This is a genomic window from Celerinatantimonas sediminis (genome assembly GCF_046054195.1).
In the GTDB taxonomy this organism is placed as follows: Bacteria; Pseudomonadota; Gammaproteobacteria; order Enterobacterales; family Celerinatantimonadaceae; genus Celerinatantimonas.
In genome coordinates this window covers 371,185-391,398 of the sequence record NZ_JBEQCS010000002.1, presented here as the reverse complement: position 1 = coordinate 391,398, position 20,214 = coordinate 371,185, and the positions used below count along the sequence as shown (strand labels likewise).

13 protein-coding genes and 1 pseudogene are annotated in these 20,214 nt (G+C 45.1%); 10 read left to right on the top strand and 4 right to left on the bottom strand.

Features of this window, described 5'->3' with window-relative positions; translation table 11 throughout:
• Positions 1-9 precede the first annotated feature (9 nt).
• The 10 genes from tagH (at position 10) to ABTQ23_RS04305 (ending at position 15,438) form a co-directional block, all read left to right on the top strand.
• On the top strand, positions 10-1,515 hold the full coding sequence (gene tagH / locus ABTQ23_RS04350) for a type VI secretion system-associated FHA domain protein TagH (RefSeq protein WP_408614407.1): 1,506 nt from the start codon (positions 10-12) through the stop codon (positions 1,513-1,515).
• Entirely contained in the window at positions 1,515-2,009 is a 495-nt protein-coding gene (tssJ, locus tag ABTQ23_RS04345) for a type VI secretion system lipoprotein TssJ (RefSeq protein WP_408614406.1), read from the top strand. Before tagH ends, tssJ begins: the two co-directional genes overlap by 1 nt.
• A gap of 5 nt (positions 2,010-2,014) precedes the next feature.
• Complete coding sequence (gene tssK, locus ABTQ23_RS04340) at positions 2,015-3,349, top strand: type VI secretion system baseplate subunit TssK (RefSeq protein ID WP_408614405.1); 1,335 nt, start codon at positions 2,015-2,017, stop codon at positions 3,347-3,349.
• A 2-nt stretch (positions 3,350-3,351) separates the two neighbouring features.
• Positions 3,352-4,143 (top strand): type IVB secretion system protein IcmH/DotU, encoded by a 792-nt coding sequence (gene icmH / locus ABTQ23_RS04335; RefSeq protein ID WP_408614404.1) that lies wholly within the window; start codon positions 3,352-3,354, stop codon positions 4,141-4,143.
• A gap of 10 nt (positions 4,144-4,153) precedes the next feature.
• The gene (tssH, locus tag ABTQ23_RS04330) at positions 4,154-6,901 is read left to right on the top strand and encodes a type VI secretion system ATPase TssH (RefSeq protein WP_408614403.1); all 2,748 of its coding nucleotides are present in this window, start codon (positions 4,154-4,156) and stop codon (positions 6,899-6,901) included.
• A 1-nt stretch (position 6,902) separates the two neighbouring features.
• A complete protein-coding gene (locus ABTQ23_RS04325) occupies positions 6,903-8,456 on the top strand; it encodes a sigma-54 interaction domain-containing protein (protein ID WP_408614402.1) in 1,554 nt (517 codons plus the stop codon).
• Positions 8,456-9,136 (top strand): type VI secretion system-associated protein VasI, encoded by a 681-nt coding sequence (vasI, locus tag ABTQ23_RS04320; RefSeq protein ID WP_408614401.1) that lies wholly within the window; start codon positions 8,456-8,458, stop codon positions 9,134-9,136. The genes ABTQ23_RS04325 and vasI overlap by 1 nt, the downstream gene beginning before the upstream one ends.
• A gap of 9 nt (positions 9,137-9,145) precedes the next feature.
• Positions 9,146-10,558, top strand: a complete 1,413-nt coding sequence (tssA, locus tag ABTQ23_RS04315; protein ID WP_408614400.1) for a type VI secretion system protein TssA — start codon at positions 9,146-9,148, stop codon at positions 10,556-10,558.
• 18 nt (positions 10,559-10,576) lie between these two features.
• On the top strand, positions 10,577-14,140 hold the full coding sequence (tssM, locus tag ABTQ23_RS04310; protein WP_498038932.1) for a type VI secretion system membrane subunit TssM: 3,564 nt from the start codon (positions 10,577-10,579) through the stop codon (positions 14,138-14,140).
• Between the two features lie 65 nt (positions 14,141-14,205).
• Positions 14,206-15,438: a type VI secretion system ImpA family N-terminal domain-containing protein gene (locus tag ABTQ23_RS04305; protein ID WP_408614399.1), complete on the top strand. Its 1,233-nt coding sequence runs from the start codon at positions 14,206-14,208 to the stop codon at positions 15,436-15,438.
• Between the two features lie 18 nt (positions 15,439-15,456).
• On the opposite strand, the gene ABTQ23_RS04300 is transcribed toward ABTQ23_RS04305, so the two are convergent.
• The 4 genes and pseudogenes from ABTQ23_RS04300 to ABTQ23_RS04285 all read right to left on the bottom strand — a co-directional run.
• A complete protein-coding gene (locus ABTQ23_RS04300; protein WP_408614398.1) occupies positions 15,457-16,350 on the bottom strand; it encodes an alpha/beta hydrolase in 894 nt (297 codons plus the stop codon).
• Positions 16,351-16,576: 226 nt separating this feature from the next.
• Positions 16,577-17,878 carry a sodium ion-translocating decarboxylase subunit beta gene (locus ABTQ23_RS04295; protein WP_408614505.1) on the bottom strand — a complete coding sequence of 434 codons (1,302 nt, stop codon included), beginning with the start codon at positions 17,876-17,878 and terminating at the stop codon, positions 16,577-16,579.
• Positions 17,879-17,892: 14 nt separating this feature from the next.
• Positions 17,893-19,728, bottom strand: coding sequence for a sodium-extruding oxaloacetate decarboxylase subunit alpha (gene oadA / locus ABTQ23_RS04290; protein ID WP_408614397.1), 1,836 nt, complete (start codon positions 19,726-19,728; stop codon positions 17,893-17,895).
• Between the two features lie 5 nt (positions 19,729-19,733).
• Positions 19,734-19,988 (bottom strand): annotated as a pseudogene (locus ABTQ23_RS04285) (OadG family protein); the annotation flags it as partial.
• Positions 19,989-20,214 lie beyond the last annotated feature (226 nt).

Sequence of the window (20,214 nt, the reverse complement as noted above, 5' to 3'; positions counted from 1 at the left end):
AACTACTTTATGATGATAGAAAGCGGGTCAAACATTACTTTAACCGTCACTAATACTGACCGTCTTGAAGCGGGTGGTAGAGCGATGTATTTGTTTGGTCCCCAAGGCGGATTAATTGGCAGCGCAGGGCATAGCGATTGGGTGTTGTCCGATAGACAAAGAGCTGTGCAGCCCACACATTGTCAGATCCGTTTTATTGATAACTTATTTTGTCTGACTGATTTGTGTGGCCAGACCTATGTTAATGGCGCTTCGATGGCTCTAGGCAGAGGACGTCAAGCGCGCCTGAATGAGAATGATCAGATTAATATTGGGCCATTTGTCATTCGGGTTGGCATCGGTCAGCACGAAGGTCAAAGCGTAAGTAATCGCCAACAAACGTTAGAAACCTTTTTTGAGCAAGACGATATTCTGCAATGGCCAAGTGAAGATGACGTTGAGATTGAAGAAGATATCGTCACCCCCATTGTTGATGACCCACTTAGTGCACTGGATGATTTACAAGCCCAAGAGCAGAGCTTAGAAGATTTTTTAAAGCCTGCAGATGATGAAGAAGAAAAAGCCCAGCAGCAATATTTGAGCGCCGAAGACCAACTTTGGCAGGGTAAAGAGCTCACTTATCAGGCGGATAACCAGCGCAGTGATGATGCGGCAATCGAGCTTAAATCAGCCGTTAAACCAGTTCACAGCGAGTCAAAAAAATCCCAATCGCAACCACTAAAACCAATCAACAGTCCGCTGGAATTATTAAACGATACCGAATTAACAACCAAGGAGAATGTCCCCATGAACAGCAATGAGTTGGATGAGCTGGAAAAAGAAATTGAAAAAGGCATGGCCGACTTTGGAGATTCTCAACCGAACCAATCCGAGCAGTACGCCAATATTTATTCTGATCACACTGATGAGCCGAGCGATACTCGCCACGTTGTTGCCGGCCCCATGTTAAAAGGGCTTGGCGTGAGTGCCAAAGATACCAACGATATGGGGCAAATGAGTCAGCTCTCTGAAGAGATGGGCGCTGCTTTGCGCTCAGCAATTAAAGGCTTATTGGAGTTACACAAACAGGTGAGTGACAGCCGTTATGGCCAGATGAATCGTAATTTACAGCCGATTGAAGATAACCCTCTGCGGTTGGGGCTAAGTTACGAGCAAACCGTCCAGACCCTTTTTGAAAACAAACGCTCTTTGGTTCATTTGTCTGCACCAAGTGCCATCGAAGAAAGTCTTAAAACGATTAAAAATCATAATGAAGCGGTTCAGCAAGCAACCACTGAAGCGCTTAATCAGATCGTCAGTGCGTTCTCTCCACAAGTGTTATTGCGCCGCTTCCAGCATTATCGTCGAGCCAGCGAAGAATCACTGGAAACTGATGATGCGTGGGCTTGGAAGATGTATCAGAGCTATTACCAAGAATTAACATCTAGTCGTCAGCATGGTTTTGAAAAACTATTCTGGGAGATTTTTGATCAGGCGTATGACCGAGAGCTGCGCCAAAAACAACAGGAATTTTAATGATGAAATGGCTGATAAGTACAGTTTTAGTTCTTAGTTTAAGTGCCTGTAGTGCTTTTGGCGGGAGTAGCGACAAAAAGGTTGATTATGCTTCTTTGCCATCGACTATGACACTGAGCTTAGTTGCCCCGAATGATGTGAACTCGCTGGATTCAGATGGGGTTGGGGTTCCGATTAAATTCAAAGTCTTTGAGCTTGAAGATGATTCGATGCTAAAAGCTGCCGACTATGAAGAGCTTTCGAAAAATTTCAAAAGTGCTCTAGGAAGTAATTATGTGAAAGATTACGACTACATCTTAACGCCTGGGCAATTTAAATTTGTTGAACCAATTCAGTTAGATGAAGACACCCGCTATATCGGGGTGGTTGCCAATTACTCCGATCCAAATAAAAGCCAGTGGAAGAAAGTCGTAAAAGTTAAGCCTATTGGGCATGAATATCATTTGATGATGCTCTTTCGCACGAATGAAGTCATTTTGAAAGAGGTTGAATAATAGTTATGGCGTCGCGAAATCGAGTTGTTTGGAGTGAAGGGTTATTTATCAAACCTCAGCATTTTCAACAGCAGCAACGTTACTTTGAATATTTTGTAGATGAACGAGTTCGTTCGATCAGCCGTTCTTTATATGGCGTCAGTGAGTTAAGCCTGAATCCAGAGTATTTAAGTTTTGGCTCGATAGCCATTGAGCGGGCAGTTGGCATTATGCCAGATGGTTCGGTGTTTAATATTCCTCAAGAAGATGCTATGCCTGAACCGCTGGAAATTCTTGATGACTCGTTTGCCAATCAGATTGTCTATTTGGTGCTACCGCTTCGCTCTGATGCTATTAGTGAAGTTAGTTGGCCAGGTCAGAGCAAAACTGGACGCTATCAAGCAACTAAAGCACAGGTCTATGACGTCCAATCACAAAATGGTGCTTCTGCTGGAGTGGATGTTAGCCCTGTTAAGCTCAAATTAATGCTGGAAAAAGAAGATCGCAGTGCTTATAGCTCCATTGCGATTGGCCGAATTTTAGAAAAACGTCCAGATGGTAGCTTATTGCTCGATAGTAAGTTTATTCCTTGCCACCTTGATATCAATGCGGTGAGTCAGATTCACCGGTTTATTGGTGAAGTTGCCAGTTTAATGCGAGAACGAGCTAAAAATATCGCACAACGCCTTGGCGCTCCTAACCAAGGTGGTGTCGCTGATGTCTCTGATTTTATGCTGTTACAGGCATTAAATCGTATGCAGCCGCAATTACATCATATGGCCAGTTTAGGCCGTTTACACCCTGAACGAGCTTATGAAGCGCTAACCATGATGTCGGCAGAACTGGCAACTTTTACTGATGAAAGTCGCATGGCGCCAGAGTTTGCCAATTACAATCACGACCTTCCTAGTGATTGTTTTCATGCTGTGATGACCCGCTTGCGCCAAGCTCTGAGTATTGTTCTCGAACCTAAAGCGGTCTCATTGCAGTTACAAAAACGCAAATACGGCTTAATGGTTGCGCCACTGCAAGATAGACAATTAATTGAGAATGCTGAATTTATTGTTGCAGTGAAAGCGCGGATGCCACTTGATGAATTGCGCCGTTTATTCATTGCACAAACCAAAGTGGCCTCGGTTGAGAAAATTCGCGATCTGATCTCATTGCAATTACCCGGTGTTCCTTTAACTACCTTGCCTGTTGCTCCACGTCAGCTGCCTTATCACGCGGGTTATACCTATTATCAACTGGATAAAACCAGTCAGGCTTGGCAAATGCTCAATAATGCCAGCGGCTTTGCATTCCATGTCGCCGGCGATTTCCCTGATCTTGAACTGCAGTTCTGGGCAATACGGAGTTAATCATGACAGATATGGTGACGACACAGCCAGGTCAGTTACAGAGTTTTGATGGGCTGTTGTTTGATGAAGTAAGCAATATTGATAATGACCGCGATTACTGGTTTCAGCTGCGCGGCGACAATTTGAATTTGATGGTCGATGCCGCGACTCCGCTTTTAGGAATGGCCATTCGAATTCGCCGTTTATCCTATTGCGATGAGGTCGCAGATGTTTACCGTCAGGCCGTTGATGAAGTGAAAACCATTGAAGTGGAACTCACTGAAGCCGGTTATGAGCATGCCATGATTTTGGCGTATCGCTATGTGTTGTGCTCATTTGTTGACGAAGCGGTGATGAGCACGAGCTGGGGAGCTGACAGTATCTGGGCTGAACATTCGCTTTTAACCCGATTTCATAACGAAACCTGGGGCGGGGAAAAGGTCTTTACTATTTTATCTCGCCTGCAGAGTGAGCCGGCGCGTTACAAAGAAATTTTAGAATTTATCTATCTGTGTCTGTGTCTGGGTTTTGAAGGGCGCTATCGGGTGATGGAAAACGGCCATCAGGAATATCAGAAGGTGGTGAAAAATCTCTATCAGCTTCTAGCCCGTCAACAGCAGCAACAACCCAAAGAGCTGACCAGTGCCACCGAACATGTTGTCGCAACTAAAGAGCGTTTATCTAAACAGATACCTGTTTGGTCTGTGTTCGCGGGGTTCGCTATCGCTTGGGGTGTCATTTTTATTGGTTATTCACTGGCATTGCACAGTAAATCTATGGATGTGATTGCTCAATTGAACCAAATTCTGCATTAAGGAAACTGTTGTGATTCAAATTGAATTACCCACATTAATAAAAAAACTAAATTCACAGACAAAGTTAGCGCTTGAACAAGCCGCTGCTCATTGCATGGCTCGGCAGAATCCAGAAGTTACCTTTGAACATCTGCTATTTACGGTGCTGGATAACCCGTTATCAGATATTCGCGAGATCTTAAAAATCTGCGGAATTGATCAGCAAAAATTAAAAACGATTACTGGTGATGCTCAGCCACATGAAGTTGGTCAGCAGAGCTATCCGGCTTTTTCACCACTTTTAATTGAGCTATTGCAGGATGCCTGGTTATTAAGTTCAGCTGAACTTAATCAGATACAGCTGCGCTCTGGCGCTATTTTTATCGCAGCTTTAATGCGCCCTGAGCGCTATGTAAGTCCTAGCGTTCGCGAGGCGTTAGCGGGGATTAATCGCGAAACATTGCGTCGGCAGTTTGCTCAATTAACGGCTAATTCAGCCGAAGCACCCAGTAGTGATGATACCCAAGAGCGACCAACTGCTCTTAATTCGCTAAGTGAAGGTGAAACCGCTTTAGGTAAATACTGTAGTAATTTCACGCAGATGGCCCGAGCTGGCGAGTTAGACCCAGTCTTGTGTCGCGATGATGAAATAAACCTGATGATCGATATTTTGTGTCGCAGACGTAAAAACAATCCGATTGTTGTGGGCGATGCAGGGGTTGGTAAAAGTGCGGTTGTTGAAGGGTTGGCTCAGCGCATTGTTAAAGAACAAGTGCCAGAGCACCTTCAAGATATTGAATTACTATCGTTAGATTTAGGGCTTTTGCAGGCTGGTGCTTCGGTTAAAGGGGAGTTTGAACGTCGCCTTAAAAGTATTATTGATGAAGTTAAAAATTCACCGAAACCAATTATTTTATTTATTGATGAAGCCCACACGTTAATTGGTGCAGGTAACCAAGAAGGCGGTGGTGATGCGGCAAACCTTTTAAAACCCGCTTTGGCTCGCGGTGAGCTATCGACTATCGCGGCGACAACCTGGAAAGAATATAAAAAATATTTTGAAAAAGACCCAGCACTGACTCGGCGTTTTCAACTGGTTAAATTAGAGGCTCCATCGGCTCAGACGAGTATTGATATCTTACGCGGTTTACATGGCGTATATGAATCTGCTCACCAAGTATTAATTAGCGATGATGCGCTTAAGGCTGCAGCGTTGTTATCTGATCGCTATGTATCAGGTCGACAGCTGCCAGATAAAGCGATTGATGTTTTAGATACAGCCTGTGCTCGTATCGCTATTAATCTAAGCTCGCCACCTCGCAAGCTCACTCAAATTGAGAGCCGCAGTTATCAGCGTTCTTTAGAGCTGGCAATGCTTAAACGCCAAGAAAAAATAGGTGAGGTGGTTGACGATGAGCGCATTGCATCACTTGAGCAAAACGAACTTGATGATAAACAGCTCTATCAGCAGCTAGAACAGTCTTGGCAGACGCAAAAGCAACTTGTTGAAAAAATCATTGCGCTACGCGGTCAATTGTTAGCTCTGGATGAGGTTGTTATTCAACCTGAATCTGATGAAACCGCAGAGGTTCACAATGATAATGAACCTGAATTTGAAGCCACAGTTGAGGCCGCCGAGCAAGCCGCTGAAGTTATTTTAGATAGTGATGCAAAAAGTGCTGAAGAGGCTGAATTAGAACCGCTTGATGAAGCGCAGCTTAAAGCTCAGCTTAGCGAATATTACCAGCAACTTTCTTTAATCCCCCATAAAGAATTATTAGTGCACCCGCAGGTGGATGAAGCACAAATTGCTCAGGTGATAGCTGATTGGACTGGCGTGCCTGTTGATCAGATGAACTCTGATGAACTTTCTAAAATGACTCACTTAAGTGAAATCTTAAGCCAACAGGTTAAAGGCCAAAATATCGCTATTGAGAGAATTCACCGCCATCTGTTAACGGCTCGCGCTGATTTGCGCCGTCCAGGTCGACCCAAAGGCGCCTTTTTGTTAGTGGGACCCAGTGGGGTCGGTAAAACCGAAACCGTTGTGCAACTGGCAGAGCAGCTCTACGGTGGGCAGCAGTTTCTAACCACAATTAACATGTCGGAATATCAGGAAAAACATACAGTTTCACGGCTAATCGGTTCTCCTCCTGGTTATGTCGGCTACGGTGAAGGCGGCGTCTTAACTGAAGCAATTCGTAAAATGCCATATTCCATCGTGCTCCTTGATGAAGTCGAAAAAGCCCATCCAGAAGTGCTAAATCTGTTTTATCAGGCATTTGATAAAGGCGAATTAGCCGATGGGGAAGGGCGACTCATCGATTGTCAGAACATCGTATTTTTCCTGACATCTAACTTGGGATATCAAACTATTGTTGATCATGCCAGTGAGCCAGAGCTTATCGAAGATGCTCTTTATCAAGAATTAGCCGCATTTTTTAAGCCTGCGCTGTTAGCTCGTATGGAAGTCATTCCTTATCTGCCACTGGCTGATGATGTTCTTGAAGATATTATTCGCGCCAAACTGGCTCGTCTTGAAGAAATTTTCAAAGAACGATATCAAGCGCAGGTTGCCATTGATGATGAACTGGTTGCGCTGATTCGTCAGCGCGCCACCCGCTCTGAAAATGGTGCCCGTATGCTTGAGGCTATTATCGAAGGGCAATTATTGCCGAGCGTTTCGTTGGCGTTGTTAAATAAACTCGCTGAACACGTCCCCGTTCAAACAATTGAAATGGGCGTTCGTGAAGGGCAATTTTATTCTGAGGTATGTTGATATGACGGCTTGGCTGAGCTCTGCTGCAGATTTGCTGACATTGCGAGACAGTCAGCAACTGATTGATCATTATGTGCAGTTTTTAACAGAGCAGCTTGCGTTACAAGCGCTACATCTGATTGTGCCTGATAACGATGGGCGGACACTCGTCTGCCTAACACATGCACAAAATCTAAGTTGGGCGGTTGATGACTTTGATCATCCTTTTTCGCATCTGATTCAAAAACAACAGATGCGTTTGATCCGCTCCACAGAGCTGCCTTATTGGTCAGATAATCAGTCATTTACCCAATTGCTTGAAAAAAGAAAGCGCCATAGTGGCATTCTGCTTTCACCGTGCAATCGAGATGGTCACAGTGTTCAGACGATTGTTGCTCTTGTGGCCGATGATGAACGCCTAGAGCTTTTGTTAAATGATTGCCAATGGCGTGAATACACAACTATTTTCATTCAGCAATGGGATATGCTCTCTGAGCTTAGTCAACGCAATAGCCAACAATACCTGCTTAAGCAATCGATTCATCGGATGCAAAGCGAGCAGCGAGCTCAACATTTAACCCATCAACTCAAAGAACAGCTCATCGGCGATAGTCCGGCGATGGTGAAGCTTCGCAAACAAACGATTCGGGCTGCTCAGTCCTCTTTAACTGTGTTGGTTCAAGGAGAGACCGGGACAGGTAAAGAGTTGGTCGCAAGAGCGTTGCACCAATATTCAGAGCGCCGCTCACAGAAGTTTGTCACTGTTAACTGCGCGGCTATTCCCGAGCAGCTTCTTGAAAGTGAACTATTTGGCCATGAAAAAGGTGCTTTTTCCGGTGCGCTTAAGGCCAAAAGCGGCATCATTGCCGAAGCGCATCAAGGGACATTGTTTTTAGATGAAATTGGTGACATGCCACTGCCATTGCAGGCCAAATTATTGCGCGTTTTGGAAACTCATCAGTTTCGCGCGTTAGGCGCAACGCAATCGCAACACTCTGATTTTCGTCTCGTTGCCGCAACCCATGTGAATTTGTTGGATAAGGTCAAAGCGGGTGAATTTCGCCAAGATCTTTACTACCGGCTTTGCCAGTATCCACTGCATCTGCCCGCACTGCGTGAGCGAGGGGATGATTTACAAGCGCTGACTTACTATTTCGTTCAGCAATTTAATCAGGCTCATCAGCTCAATGTTCGAAGCGTCCATTTTCAGTTTTTTGACAAACTCGCCAGCTATCCATTCCCCGGAAATGTTCGAGAATTGCGCCATTTAGTGGAGTTTGGTTGTACCCAAGTTGATGACAGCAACGAGCTGACACTGGGTTGCTTTGGCGATCGGTTAAGTGAGCTTAATCAATGGATGCAGCCGTATATCGATGATGAGCCAATTGATGAGGGCTCAGATGACTCTTATGCGCAGGTACACGATTTAAAACAGGCGATGCGTCAGTTTGAAGCATCGATTATTCGTACTCGTTTAGAGGAATATCGAGGCGATCGAGCTAAAGCGGCTCAAAGTTTAGGGTTGCCCAAAAGAACACTGGCACATAAATGCCAAAAACTGGAGATTGAAAGCTAATGACAGGGAAGATGTTGTGGATTGTAACACTGTTAGCGACAAGCTCTGTGGCTGTGGTGGCTAAACCTGTCTCAAAATTGACGAAGGCTCAGCAGTGCACACAAGTTCAGGAACGATTACAGCGCTTGCAATGTTTTGATGAAGTATTTGCAACGCCTATTGTTGGTAAAAAATCGCCGGGCAAAAGCCTCACTCAGGTGCCCATCGCTTGGCAACGTGCGGTCGAATATGAACAGCAACATGATAAGAGTGGTTTTCATTTAGCCATGAGCAATTCAGCAAAACCGTCTGATGGGATCTGGTTGAGTGCAACCGCAAGCCAATGGCCACATCCGCAAACATCTGTAACGGGTGCGATTAAAAAGCCAATTTTGATGCTCAGCTGCGATAACAAAATTAGCCGGGTGCGATTGCTCTTGCCAAAACCGCTCAATATTGGGCGAGTGGATATAACTGTCAGTGGTCACCTTGCAAATACCCAGTCTTGGCTGGTGGATGAATCAGGGTTAATTCTCGAGTCAGGGCGCGGTTTGCCGGCGATTCATTTAATGCGAGCTCTGGTGGCTAATCAGCCGATTTCGCTGCGCTCAAATGTAGCTAGCGTGAATGGCCTTAAGTTTTCCTCTGACGGACTAAGAGATTCTATTAAACCCCTACAAAAAGCCTGTGACTGGAATTAGTGATTGCGTATGAATGTAAAAGAGTTTCGAACTAAATTAGCAGCACCAATCAGCGCAGAATCAGCTGTTGGGCAGAGATTGCGTGATGATCCGCTGCTTGATTTTGTTGAATCACAAATGATGAAAGTAGGTTCGCTCTCACACAGTGAAGTGAAATGGCAAGAAGTTGAACAAAGCGCTTTAAAACTATTAGCTGAGCGAAGCAAGGATCTGAAAATATTAGCAATCTTATTGCAGTGTCTACAACATCAGAGTACGCCAGAACGCTATATTTTATCGTTGCAATTGTTTGTCGATTTTATTGAAAAATACTGGCTGAGTTGTTTTCCCGCCCCAGGAAAACGAGGCGTATTGCCCCGGCGGAAGTTCTTTTCGCAGATCTTGCAGCGCAGCTATCAGGCAGGGGAAAAAATTGAGGTTGCCCGGTTTGATTTTGAACAAAAAGGCCAGCTAGAACAGGTTATTGGCCAGCTTGAAGAAGCCGCTAAAGCTCAGCAATTGCCAACAGATGCAGTTGAAGAGTTAGCTGTTTTAATGAAACGGCAGATGGCAAGCGTGAGTGAACCCGCTCAAGAGAGCAAGCAAAGCGACAACGCAGCCGCGACATCAGAAGAAGCTGCGTCAGTCACTGCGACAACCAAATCCACGCCATTGAGTATTGATATCTCCAGTGAGCGAGCCATTAAACAGACGCTATTAAAAGTCGCCGATTTTTTAACGGATATGGATGAAGGCCCTGTTCTTGGCTTGCGGTTGCGACGTTTTGCAGTGTGGTTTTCGATTACATCGCTTCCTGAGGCCAATTCACAAGGTGAAACTCAGTTAATGCCCGTTTCAGCTGATCGCATTCAAGATTACCAAGAGCAACTCCAGCGCGGTGCAAGTTTAGCTCTGTGGCGCAAAGTTGAGCAGAGTTTGGCGCTCAGCCCGTACTGGTTTGATGGTCACTATTTAAGTGCTCAGATCGCCGAAAAGTTATCTGAACCCAATTGGAGTGAGGCTATTCGCCATGAGTTGGCGTTATTTATAGCGCGGCTGCCGGGTTTAAGTAAATTGAGTTTTAAAGGCAAGCTCCCGTTTGCCAGCGATGCCACATTACAGTGGATTAATAGTGCCAATCAAGAGGCGCAAGAGCAGGGTGGTTCAGATTGGAACGCCCGTCGTACAGAAGCGATGCAACTTGCCAAAGAAGGTGGGTTATCAGTGGCTTTGGCCATGTTAAATGATGGGCTGCAAAGCGCTAATGAACCTCGAGAAAAAGCCTATTGGCGGCTGTTAAGCGCCGATTTAATGCGTGAGTACAAGTTAGGTGCTATGGCAGGACAAAGCTATCAAGCGTTATACGGTCAAATTAGTCAGATGAGTGTTGGCCAGTGGGAACCATCACTTATTCAGCATTTAGAATCTTATCGGACAGAGTAAGTCAGGAATCGATTTATCATGTTTCAGTTAGTTAGCAAATTTTTAAAAAAGCTGTGTAAACCTTTGTTAGGAGCACTGCAATCATCCTTGCCATTATTGATTATCTTGGTATTCATCCTGGCTCAGGTAGCGATCTGGTGGGCCGGTCCTTGGTTAACCATCAAAGATACCCATCCTTTAGCCTCAATAATGGCGCGAGGTTTGGCAAGTACCGTATGTACCTTAGTCTTTATCATTTGGTGGGGGCTGGCACAGTGGCATAAGCTGCACAAAATGCAGGCATCGCAAAGCCACCAGTTGCAGTTGCAAGAAGATCCAATTCAGCGCTACGAAGAACGTCAGCAAGTCGAGCTGGATAAAGTGATGACTGGGATGCGCCAAAGCTTAAATAAGCATAATTATCTCTATGCTTTGCCTTGGTATCTGGTGTTGGGGCTGGAAAATGCTGGTAAGACGAGCTTAATTAACCGCTCTGGTCAGGATTTTGTATTTTCAAATGTACTTCGCGCATCCGGTAAAAAAAGTGAAAATCCTTATTCATTTGATTGGTGGATTGGGGATGATGCGGTATTAATTGACCCTGATGGCGAGTTGTTAACCCAGCGCAATAATGACCCTGATAATGATGGTGAATTAGAACGGCGTTTATGGCTACATTTTGTTAAGTGGCTCGAAAGTACTCGTAGTCGTCGTCCGCTTAATGGTGTAGTCATTGCACTGGATATTGCCCACTTGGCAACGACCTCGGTTTCTGAGCGGCGCGCTTATGCAACACTATTGCGAGCAAGATTACGTGAGCTGATGGAAATACTCACCACTCGCATGCCTGTTTATATTACGTTGACTAAGCTGGATTTATTGTATGGCTTTGAACCGTTCTTTCGTGAATACAGCAAAGAGCAGCGTGATGAAGTGATGGGGTTCACTTTTACGCTCGACTCTGTGAATGACTTAGATAAATGGCTCACTGAATTTGAACAAGAATATCGAGCATTTATCGAGCGGGTGAACCAGTGCTTGCCCAAAGCCCTGCAACAGGCCGCTGATGAAGAAGACCGAACTGCGATTTATAGCTTTGCACGCCAGATTGCCGGATTACTGGATGTGCTCAAACAGTTCTTTAAAGATGCATTGGCAAGCGATCAGTTTTCAACCTCAGCATTGGTTCGTGGGGTTTATTTTACCTCGGTTTACCAGCAAGGTGTGCCATCGGATGCTTATGTGGATGCATCGGCTCGTCGTTATGGTTTGAGCCAGGTTATTAACAGTGCTCAGGAAGCGGCCAGTTCCACAACTTATTTCACTAAAAATCTATTTCATCGGATCATTTATCCTGAGGCCGGCTTGGCTTCTGATAACTTTCGCGCCGCTCAGCGCAAACGCCGAGTATTACTGCTCTCAACGGTTGCTTGTTTGATTGCGTCTGTGATGCTGATTGGCGGTTGGCAGCGTTATTACATGATCAATAGCGCTCAAGCCAAAGAGGTGTTGACGCGTGTTGAGCTTTATAAAAAACAATATGCCGATGTGTCTTGGAGTGGTAAAGGAGAAAAAGCGTTACTGCCACCATTAAACATGTTGCGTGATGCTACGCTAGAATTTGGCTTTTATCGCCAACGCACACCTGTGGTTGCAGATATGGGACTCTATCAGGGGAAATCCATTGGGCCGAAGGTTGAGACCAGTTACTTAGAAGCGCTGCGTTTGCAATATTTGCCAGTGTTATTGCGTCAGGTTGTTGTGCAGATGAGCGAAGCCAAAACAGATGAGCAGCGACTTACATTGCTTCGCGTCTATCGAATGATGACTGACCAAAGTGGTCGGCGTAAAAATTATGTTGAAGATTACTTTAGTAAATATTGGCAAAAAGAATATCCGGGTCAACCTCAGACCCAACAGATGCTGATGGGGCATTTGGATTATGCGATGGATCACACCGATCTTGAATCGCTTCGTAAAGAAGGCGATCCGCAAGCAATCGCGGCTCTTAAACCATACGATAACCTCATTGGCGATGTACAACTGCGATTAAGTCAGATCCCGGTGGCTCAGCGAGTTTATCGTAACCTTCAGCAAAGTGCCGCTTTGGTTTTAGGTGCGCCGTTAGAACTGCCTAAGCAGGTTGGTCCGATTTATAACGTAGTATTTGACTCATCAAATACACCAAAACAGACGCTTGAAATTCCACAGCTATACACAGCCCATGGATTTAAAGAGTATTTCTTACCTCAGTTAGCGTCCGTGTCTAATCTGGCGATGATTGACAGCTGGGTGCTAGGTGAGCGTAAAAATGCCAAATATAGCAAGGCCGATAAAGACGTATTGCGTGCGCGCATTCGCGATCTGTATGTGGCCGATTACACCCATTATTGGCGCGAAGCTGTGAATCATGTTGATGTGAAATACTTCACTAACATTAATGATGCTATTCAAGTGCTTAGTAACGTCGTTGGCGGGATGCAACCGTATAATCGATTGCTAACAACCGTATCGCAAAATACGCAGCTCTTCCCGAATATGCCTAAAGATGATGCTGCGCGTATGGAGCTGATGAAAACCAGTAAATACGCCACCGCGGCGCGAATTGCCGACCCATTTAGCAAGCTCAATGGGTTAATCGCCAGCACTGATGGCAAACCTGCGTATATGAGCGAAGTAGTCGATGCCATTAGTTCACTGAATGAATATCTAAAATCGATTCAAAGTGCGCCAAGCATGGGCAAAGCGGCTTTAGAGGCAACAAAAGCGCGACTTAGCCTTAAAGATTCTGACCCGATTTATACCGTTGAGCGAATTGCATCTGGCTTGCCATCACCGATGAATAAACTGGTTAAAAAACTGGCCGATGAGAGTTGGTTGACAGTGAAACAGCAGGCCATTGGTTATTTGCAAACGCGTTGGCAAAAAGATGTGTATCTGCCATTTCAACAGAAATTAGCATCTCGCTATCCATTTAATCCTCACTCGGATGTCGATGTGTCACTTAAAGACTTTAGTGACTTCTTTGCCCCCGGCGGTGTGATTGACCAATTCTATAGTAATCAGCTGAAGATGTTTGAAGATGAAGGGGTTTCTTTAAGCAATGCAGATGATGCGCAGAACGGTTTAATTAGTGCCAAAGTAATGGATGAAATTACGCATGCTCAAGATATTCAACATGCGTTCTTTAACCGTAAAGGTGCCTTGGATGTGGAATTTGCTCTTGAACCTGTTGATTTAACGGGTAATAAAATGCGCTCGATTATCAATGTCGATGGTCAGTATGTTGAATATGCACATGGGGCGAAACAGAGTGTGAATCTGATGTGGCCAAACAGCTTGCGTTCATCAGCATCATCTAAGCTGACATTAGTACCGACATTAAACAATGTTTCTCCGCGAAGTATTACTATTCAAGGGCCATGGGCATTTTTCAGATTATTAGATCACGGACGCATTGTTAGTTCGAGCAATACCAGCGTGGATTATCAGTTTAATATCGATGGCGGCCATGTGACCTATAAATTAACCTCTGAAGTTGATGGTAACCCATTTACTGAAGCTTTATTCAAAAGCTTTAAAGTCTCGAAAAATCTCTATTAGTAACTATTTATAACCAGCCTTTTAGCTAAGGCTGGTGGTCTTTGTGAGTTGTTTTAATGATACAAATGAGCCGCTTTAAAATTGTCGATGATGAGCTGCAATTGCGCGACAATGATTTATACCAGCAGATCCGCAATGAGGTGAATCGCCGCTTTAATCCATTAAGCGGAGGATGTGATTGGCAAAAGGTTTATACCGACTGCCAGAGTCTGATTCGCTCAAGTGGTAGCGACTTATTGCTTGCTAGCTATTATTGTGTGGCAAGCCTTAAAATCGAGGGAATTAGTGGCTTAGCGGATGCGCTAGAGCTTGAGTTTGAAGTACTCAATAAATTTGGTGAACAATCGGTATTTCCTACTCAGCGACGTATTGAACTGTTTAACTGGCAGACGAGCCGCGTTATTCCCGAGCTTAAACGGTTGAGTCCAAATTTGGAACAATTGCGTGATCTTTACCGTTGTGAGCGAGCCTGCCAAGCATTGGATGAAAAGATTCAGCAGCTGCAAAAAGAGCAGATTCAAGGATGGGATGGATTAGGACTACAAATCTTTGAACAGATTGATAAGCTTGAACGCGGATTTAATACGCCCAGCGAAAACGTGAAAGAGGTCATTAAAGCCACTTGGCCAATGCGCATGCGTTGGGCATTGGTTGGGCTCGTTTTTGCAGTGGTCTTGTTTGCCCCAGCTGCACTTTATAATCACTCCAATCAACTTTCGCCATTATGGACGGCGTTAAGTACCCAGAATATTGAGCCAAAATCGTTAACGCTTCAACAGGGCCAAGATATTAGCGAGCATTTTAATCGAAAAGAGTTGAGTGCTCATCAAAGCGAATTTAAAGCACTTTATTATCAACGGATTAAGCAGCTTAATCAGCGCCCAGTTTATTGGGCAAGCCATCAGGTAAACGCTCTAGTTGATACATTAGCCAGGTTATATCCAAACGATTCCCAAGTGGAAAAATTAAAGCAACAATATACGCATCTCAATCAGCATAACCTTGCACTTTATCGTCAACAGTTGGATAAGTTTCGCCAAGCTCGAACTGATTTCGCTAATCTTGAGCAAGCGTTTGCTAAACGCAATTATTGGCAGGCCCAACGGTTGGCTAAAACATTAAGCGGTTATTCGCAAAGCCTATCACCGGTATACGGGCAGATGGCTTACATTGAGAAGCTTATAGAAAGTTCTCATATTCACCAAGCTCGCCAGCAGTTAGAGCAACTGAATAAACGAATTCAGGCCATTCATAGCCAAATGGACCAATTAGCCAAGCAAGTTCCTTCTCATTCGTAAAAGAACTTGCGTGGATTTCTATTGATTCTTAGGCAAATCGAGCGCGCTAAACCAATTTAGAAATAGCTCGGGCCACAGTTTGGCGTTGCCTTGCGCTTTGCGGATGCCAAACCCGTGTCCACTGCGCTCAAATATATGCATCTCTGCGAGCACATGGTGGCTGTGGAGCTGCTCATAAAACTTAATGCTGTTCATCGGTGGTACGGAGTGGTCATCATTTGCCAAAGCGATGAAAGTCGGCGGGGTGTTGATGGTGACCGCGTTTTCAAGTGAGCTCTGTTTGATCTGTTGGGCCGATGGATTGGTCCCTAACAGATGCTCACGGCTACCCATATGCGTATATTGATGGTTCATGGTGATGACCGGATAAAGCAGTGCGGCAAAATTGGGCCGAGCCGATTGCTCATCAATCACATCAATAGGTTTATAGCTTGCTAGGTTAAATTGAGTTGCCAGACTTGCAGCTACGTGCCCACCTGCTGAAAATCCCATGACACCGATGCATTGTGGCTTTAGCTGCCACAGTTTAGCATTTGCTCTTAATAGGCGAATGGCGCGCTGCGCATCCTGTAATGGCACCCATTCTTGGTTAGCAAAGCCATCGCCGGGGAGCCGATAGTTAAGAATAAAAACGCTAATGCCCCGTTCGTTAAGAGGCTTAACCATATCGACGCCTTCTTTATCGATGACAACGCGCTCATAGCCACCACCTGGGGCAATGATGACGCCACAACCATTCGGTTTATTGGCTAAAAATGCGCTTAAAGAAGGCTGTGAAATATGTATCCAAGCCCGGTCATGAACTCCCTTGATATTGCTTCGTTCGATCATTTCAGCTTTAACTTGAACATTTAGCGCGCCAGGAATTTGCCCATCGGGCCAGAGCAGAATAGGTTGGTTTGCCGTTTTCATGTGAGTTCCTTGGTTGGCACAGCCCACGGCTAAAAGTGCGCTTAAGCCAATGATAAGCCATCGATAATTCATCATCATACTCTAATTTGAAACACTGTACCGATTAATATAATTGATTCAAATACCCAAGTTTGTGAATTAGGTGGGATTAATGATGGGGCAAACAATAAGAAAGAGTGAATAAAAAAGGAAAATAAAACGGCGCCCGTGCGCCGTTTTGGGTAAGTTAGCCTAATACATATTTAATCATCACACCGGCTGCAACTGCCGAGCCAATAACGCCAGCAACGTTTGGCCCCATCGCATGCATCAACAGGAAGTTTTGCGGATCTGCATCCAGCCCAATTTTATTGGAAACCCTAGCTGCCATTGGAACTGCAGAGACGCCAGCACTGCCAATAAGCGGGTTCATTTTCTCTTTAAAGAAGTGATTTAAAATTTTAGCCATGAGCACTCCCGCTGCAGTCCCGACACAAAAAGCCAGTACACCTAAAATTAGAATGCCAATGGTTTGCGGCTGTAAAAAGCGCTCAGCGATTAATTTAGAACCGACAGCAAGCCCTAAGAAAATAGTGACAATATTAATGAGCGCATTTTGGGTGGTTTTGGATAACCGTTCAACAACACCGCATTCTCGCATCAGATTCCCGAAGGCAAACATCCCCAACAGTGGTGTCGCAGAAGGCAGTAACAGCGCAATTAAAATCAGCAGCATAATTGGGAAAACAATCTTCTCAGTTTTACTGACCTTACGCAGCTGGCGCATTTTTATCTGTCGTTCAGCTTTAGTGGTCATCGCCCGCATAATTGGCGGTTGAATCAGTGGAACCAGAGCCATGTATGAATAAGCCGCCACGGCGATGGCACCGAGCAGCTCTGGCGATAAGAGGCTCGAGACATAGATTGCTGTTGGCCCATCCGCGCCACCGATAATCCCAATGGAAGCAGCTTGAGCTAAGCTAAAGTGAATCACCCCGAGGCTGTCTAAAGCAATTGCGCCAAGTACCGTTGAGAAGATCCCAAACTGGGCTGCTGCACCTAACAATAAGGTCTTTGGATTGGCTAATAACGGGCCAAAGTCAGTCAGTGCTCCCACTCCCATAAAGATAATCAGTGGGCCAGAACCCGAAGCAATAGCCAACTCATAGAACTGATAAAGCATTCCGTTGTTATATTGAAATTTTTCAGCTATCCATTGCAGTTCTGTTAGTTGTTTAGGTGATGCATTTAGCATTGCGGCTTTAATTGCGCCAACGGTGCTCTGGTCAATTTGTAAAATGCCAGCAAATTGATTGAGCACATCAGGTTGAGCTGCGTGCAGCGCATTATCCACCGCTGATAAAGCCAAACCGATATCGGGCAGGTTTGCCAAAATGCCGCCAAATCCGATGGGAACCAGTAGTAGTGGCTCAAAATGTTTAACGATGGCCAGATACAAAAGAATCAGACCTACGATAATCATCACAACTTGTCCCCAACTAAGATGGAAGATCCCAAAGTTATTGATAAGACCCATTATGTTGTCCATCATTTCTCTCCCATTCAAGCTATCATTAGCAATGGCTCACCAGCTTCAACTGCATCTCCTTCATGAATATCAATTCGCGCCACCGTGCCACTGCAGGCCGCTTTGATCTCTGTTTCCATCTTCATCGCTTCTAGTACCAGCAGAACATCACCCGTTTTGACATGTTGGCCAACTTTAGCCTCAATTTTCCAGATATTGCCAGACAAAGGCGCTTGCATGATATTGCCGGTGCTAGCGTTATTGGCGGAGCTGGCGTGAATCGGTGTCGGCTCAACTTTTTTAGGCGCAGCGACAGGGGGCGCACTCGGCGTTGGATTATTCACATTTTGAATTTCGCCGCCTTCATCCACTTGAACCACATACTGCTGACCATTAACGGTAATGGTATACACATCACTTGCTGGGGTTTTGGCTGGTGCTTTGGGCTCTGGTTTCGCAACTGGCAGTTCAGCGACTTGAGGTTTGGGCTCGAAGGCTTCTGGATTATTGCGATTAGCTAGGTATTTCCAGCCAACTTGGTTAAATAGAGCAATAATCAGCACATCTTCAATTGTATTCGTGGCCAGTTTTATTCCTTTTTGAACGGCTTGTTCTTTCACCTCTTTACTTAAATGCTCCATTTCCGGTTCAATAAAGTCAGCCGGACGTTCGGTAATTGCTGGTTTTTCGCTAGTCACTTGCGCTTGGAGTTTGGCATCAACAGGCAATGGGGTTTTACCATATTCACCGCGCAACACTGCGGCTGTTTCTTTGGTAATCGTTTTATAGCGCTCAGCGGTAATGACGTTAAACACCGCCTGAGTGCCAACAATCTGTGAAGATGGCGTGACCAGTGGTGGATATCCTAAATCTTTGCGCACTCGAGGAATTTCTTCTAAAACAGCATCGAGTTTATCCAATGCATGCTGCTGTTTGAGCTGATTTTCCATATTGGTGAGCATGCCACCTGGAACTTGCGCGACCAAAATTCGCGAGTCTGCGCCACGAAGTTGGCCTTCAAATTGTGCGTATTTTTTACGAACAGCACGAAAATAGGCGGCGATTTTTTCTAATTTAGCAATATCTAAACCGGTATCATAAGGCGTGTCTTTAAGGGCCGCGACCATCGCCTCGGTTGCTGGATGACCATAGGTTCCGCTTAGCGATGAAATCGCCGTGTCAATTCTATCTACCCCTGCTTCGATTGCTTTAAGCATGGTCATATCAGCAAGGCCCGCGGTTGAATGACAATGCAAGTGTAGTGGCACATCAACTTGTTTTTTCAACACACTAATGAGTTCACTGGCAACCGACGGGCTTAAAATCCCAGACATATCTTTAATCGCAATGGAATCAACACCTGTTTCAGAGAGTTGCTGAGCGGTATCCACCCATGTTTGGAGTGTATGCGCGGGGCTAGTAGTGTAAGAGAGTGTGCCTTGAGCATGCGCACCTTGTTTTTTCACCGCTTCAATCGCGCGGCGCATATTGCGTACATCGTTGAGCGCATCAAACACGCGGAAGATATCCATACCATTGGCAACGGCTCTCTCGACAAACGCATCAACGACATCATCAGCATAATGGCGATAGCCCAATAGATTTTGTCCTCGTAGCAACATTTGCAAAGGCGTTTTAGGCATGACTTTTTTTAGCTCACGCAATCGCTGCCACGGATCTTCACCTAGAAAACGGATACAACTGTCAAATGTGGCGCCTCCCCAGCATTCCAAAGACCAATAACCCACATCATCCAACTGCGACGCAATCGGAAGCATATCTTCCAAACGCATGCGTGTGGCTAATAGGGATTGGTGAGCATCTCTTAATACAACATCGGTAATTCCGACGGCTTTTTTTTGTGAACTCATAACAATTAACCTCTGGCATTTTGTTTTAAATGAATTGCCCGATGGTGGTGAACGGCTGCTGTTAATACAGCAATTAGTTCATCATGTGTTGGTGTATCGGTTGGTATGGATGTCGGTGGTGATGGCTGCGTTGCAAGTTGTGGTTTTTCCAAACGAGCCACTATTTTTGACATTAGTTGTGTCATGAAGACCAGAAAGAGCAAAAATATAAAAACAAAGCCCATTCCCAGCATCATCAATGTAAGGCCTTCTGATAATAACTCTTCGTTCATAATCAGACCTGAATCGTTTAGTGAATCAAATTAAAATTCAGATAGATACTCTTATGGGCGAACGGTGGTTTGAGCTGTGTTGATTTAATCGTATCCGTCGCCTTCATTACGGGTATCAATCCGGCACTATTTATCTACGACAACAACATTTGGATGTGCACGATATACAGCTTACAAGGGTGGACTGGGATGATACGGCAGACAAAAACTTAAG

Coding starts and splice junctions, on each gene's coding strand:
- tagH (WP_408614407.1), top strand. CDS start 10: ATGATGATAGAAAGCGGGTCAAACATTACTTTAACCGTCACTAATACT.
- tssJ (WP_408614406.1), top strand. CDS start 1,515: ATGATGAAATGGCTGATAAGTACAGTTTTAGTTCTTAGTTTAAGTGCC.
- tssK (WP_408614405.1), top strand. CDS start 2,015: ATGGCGTCGCGAAATCGAGTTGTTTGGAGTGAAGGGTTATTTATCAAA.
- icmH (WP_408614404.1), top strand. CDS start 3,352: ATGACAGATATGGTGACGACACAGCCAGGTCAGTTACAGAGTTTTGAT.
- ABTQ23_RS04325 (WP_408614402.1), top strand. CDS start 6,903: ATGACGGCTTGGCTGAGCTCTGCTGCAGATTTGCTGACATTGCGAGAC.
- vasI (WP_408614401.1), top strand. CDS start 8,456: ATGACAGGGAAGATGTTGTGGATTGTAACACTGTTAGCGACAAGCTCT.
- tssA (WP_408614400.1), top strand. CDS start 9,146: ATGAATGTAAAAGAGTTTCGAACTAAATTAGCAGCACCAATCAGCGCA.
- tssM (WP_498038932.1), top strand. CDS start 10,577: ATGTTTCAGTTAGTTAGCAAATTTTTAAAAAAGCTGTGTAAACCTTTG.
- ABTQ23_RS04305 (WP_408614399.1), top strand. CDS start 14,206: ATGAGCCGCTTTAAAATTGTCGATGATGAGCTGCAATTGCGCGACAAT.
- ABTQ23_RS04300 (WP_408614398.1), bottom strand. CDS start 16,350: ATGAAAACGGCAAACCAACCTATTCTGCTCTGGCCCGATGGGCAAATT.
- ABTQ23_RS04295 (WP_408614505.1), bottom strand. CDS start 17,878: ATGGACAACATAATGGGTCTTATCAATAACTTTGGGATCTTCCATCTT.
- oadA (WP_408614397.1), bottom strand. CDS start 19,728: ATGAGTTCACAAAAAAAAGCCGTCGGAATTACCGATGTTGTATTAAGA.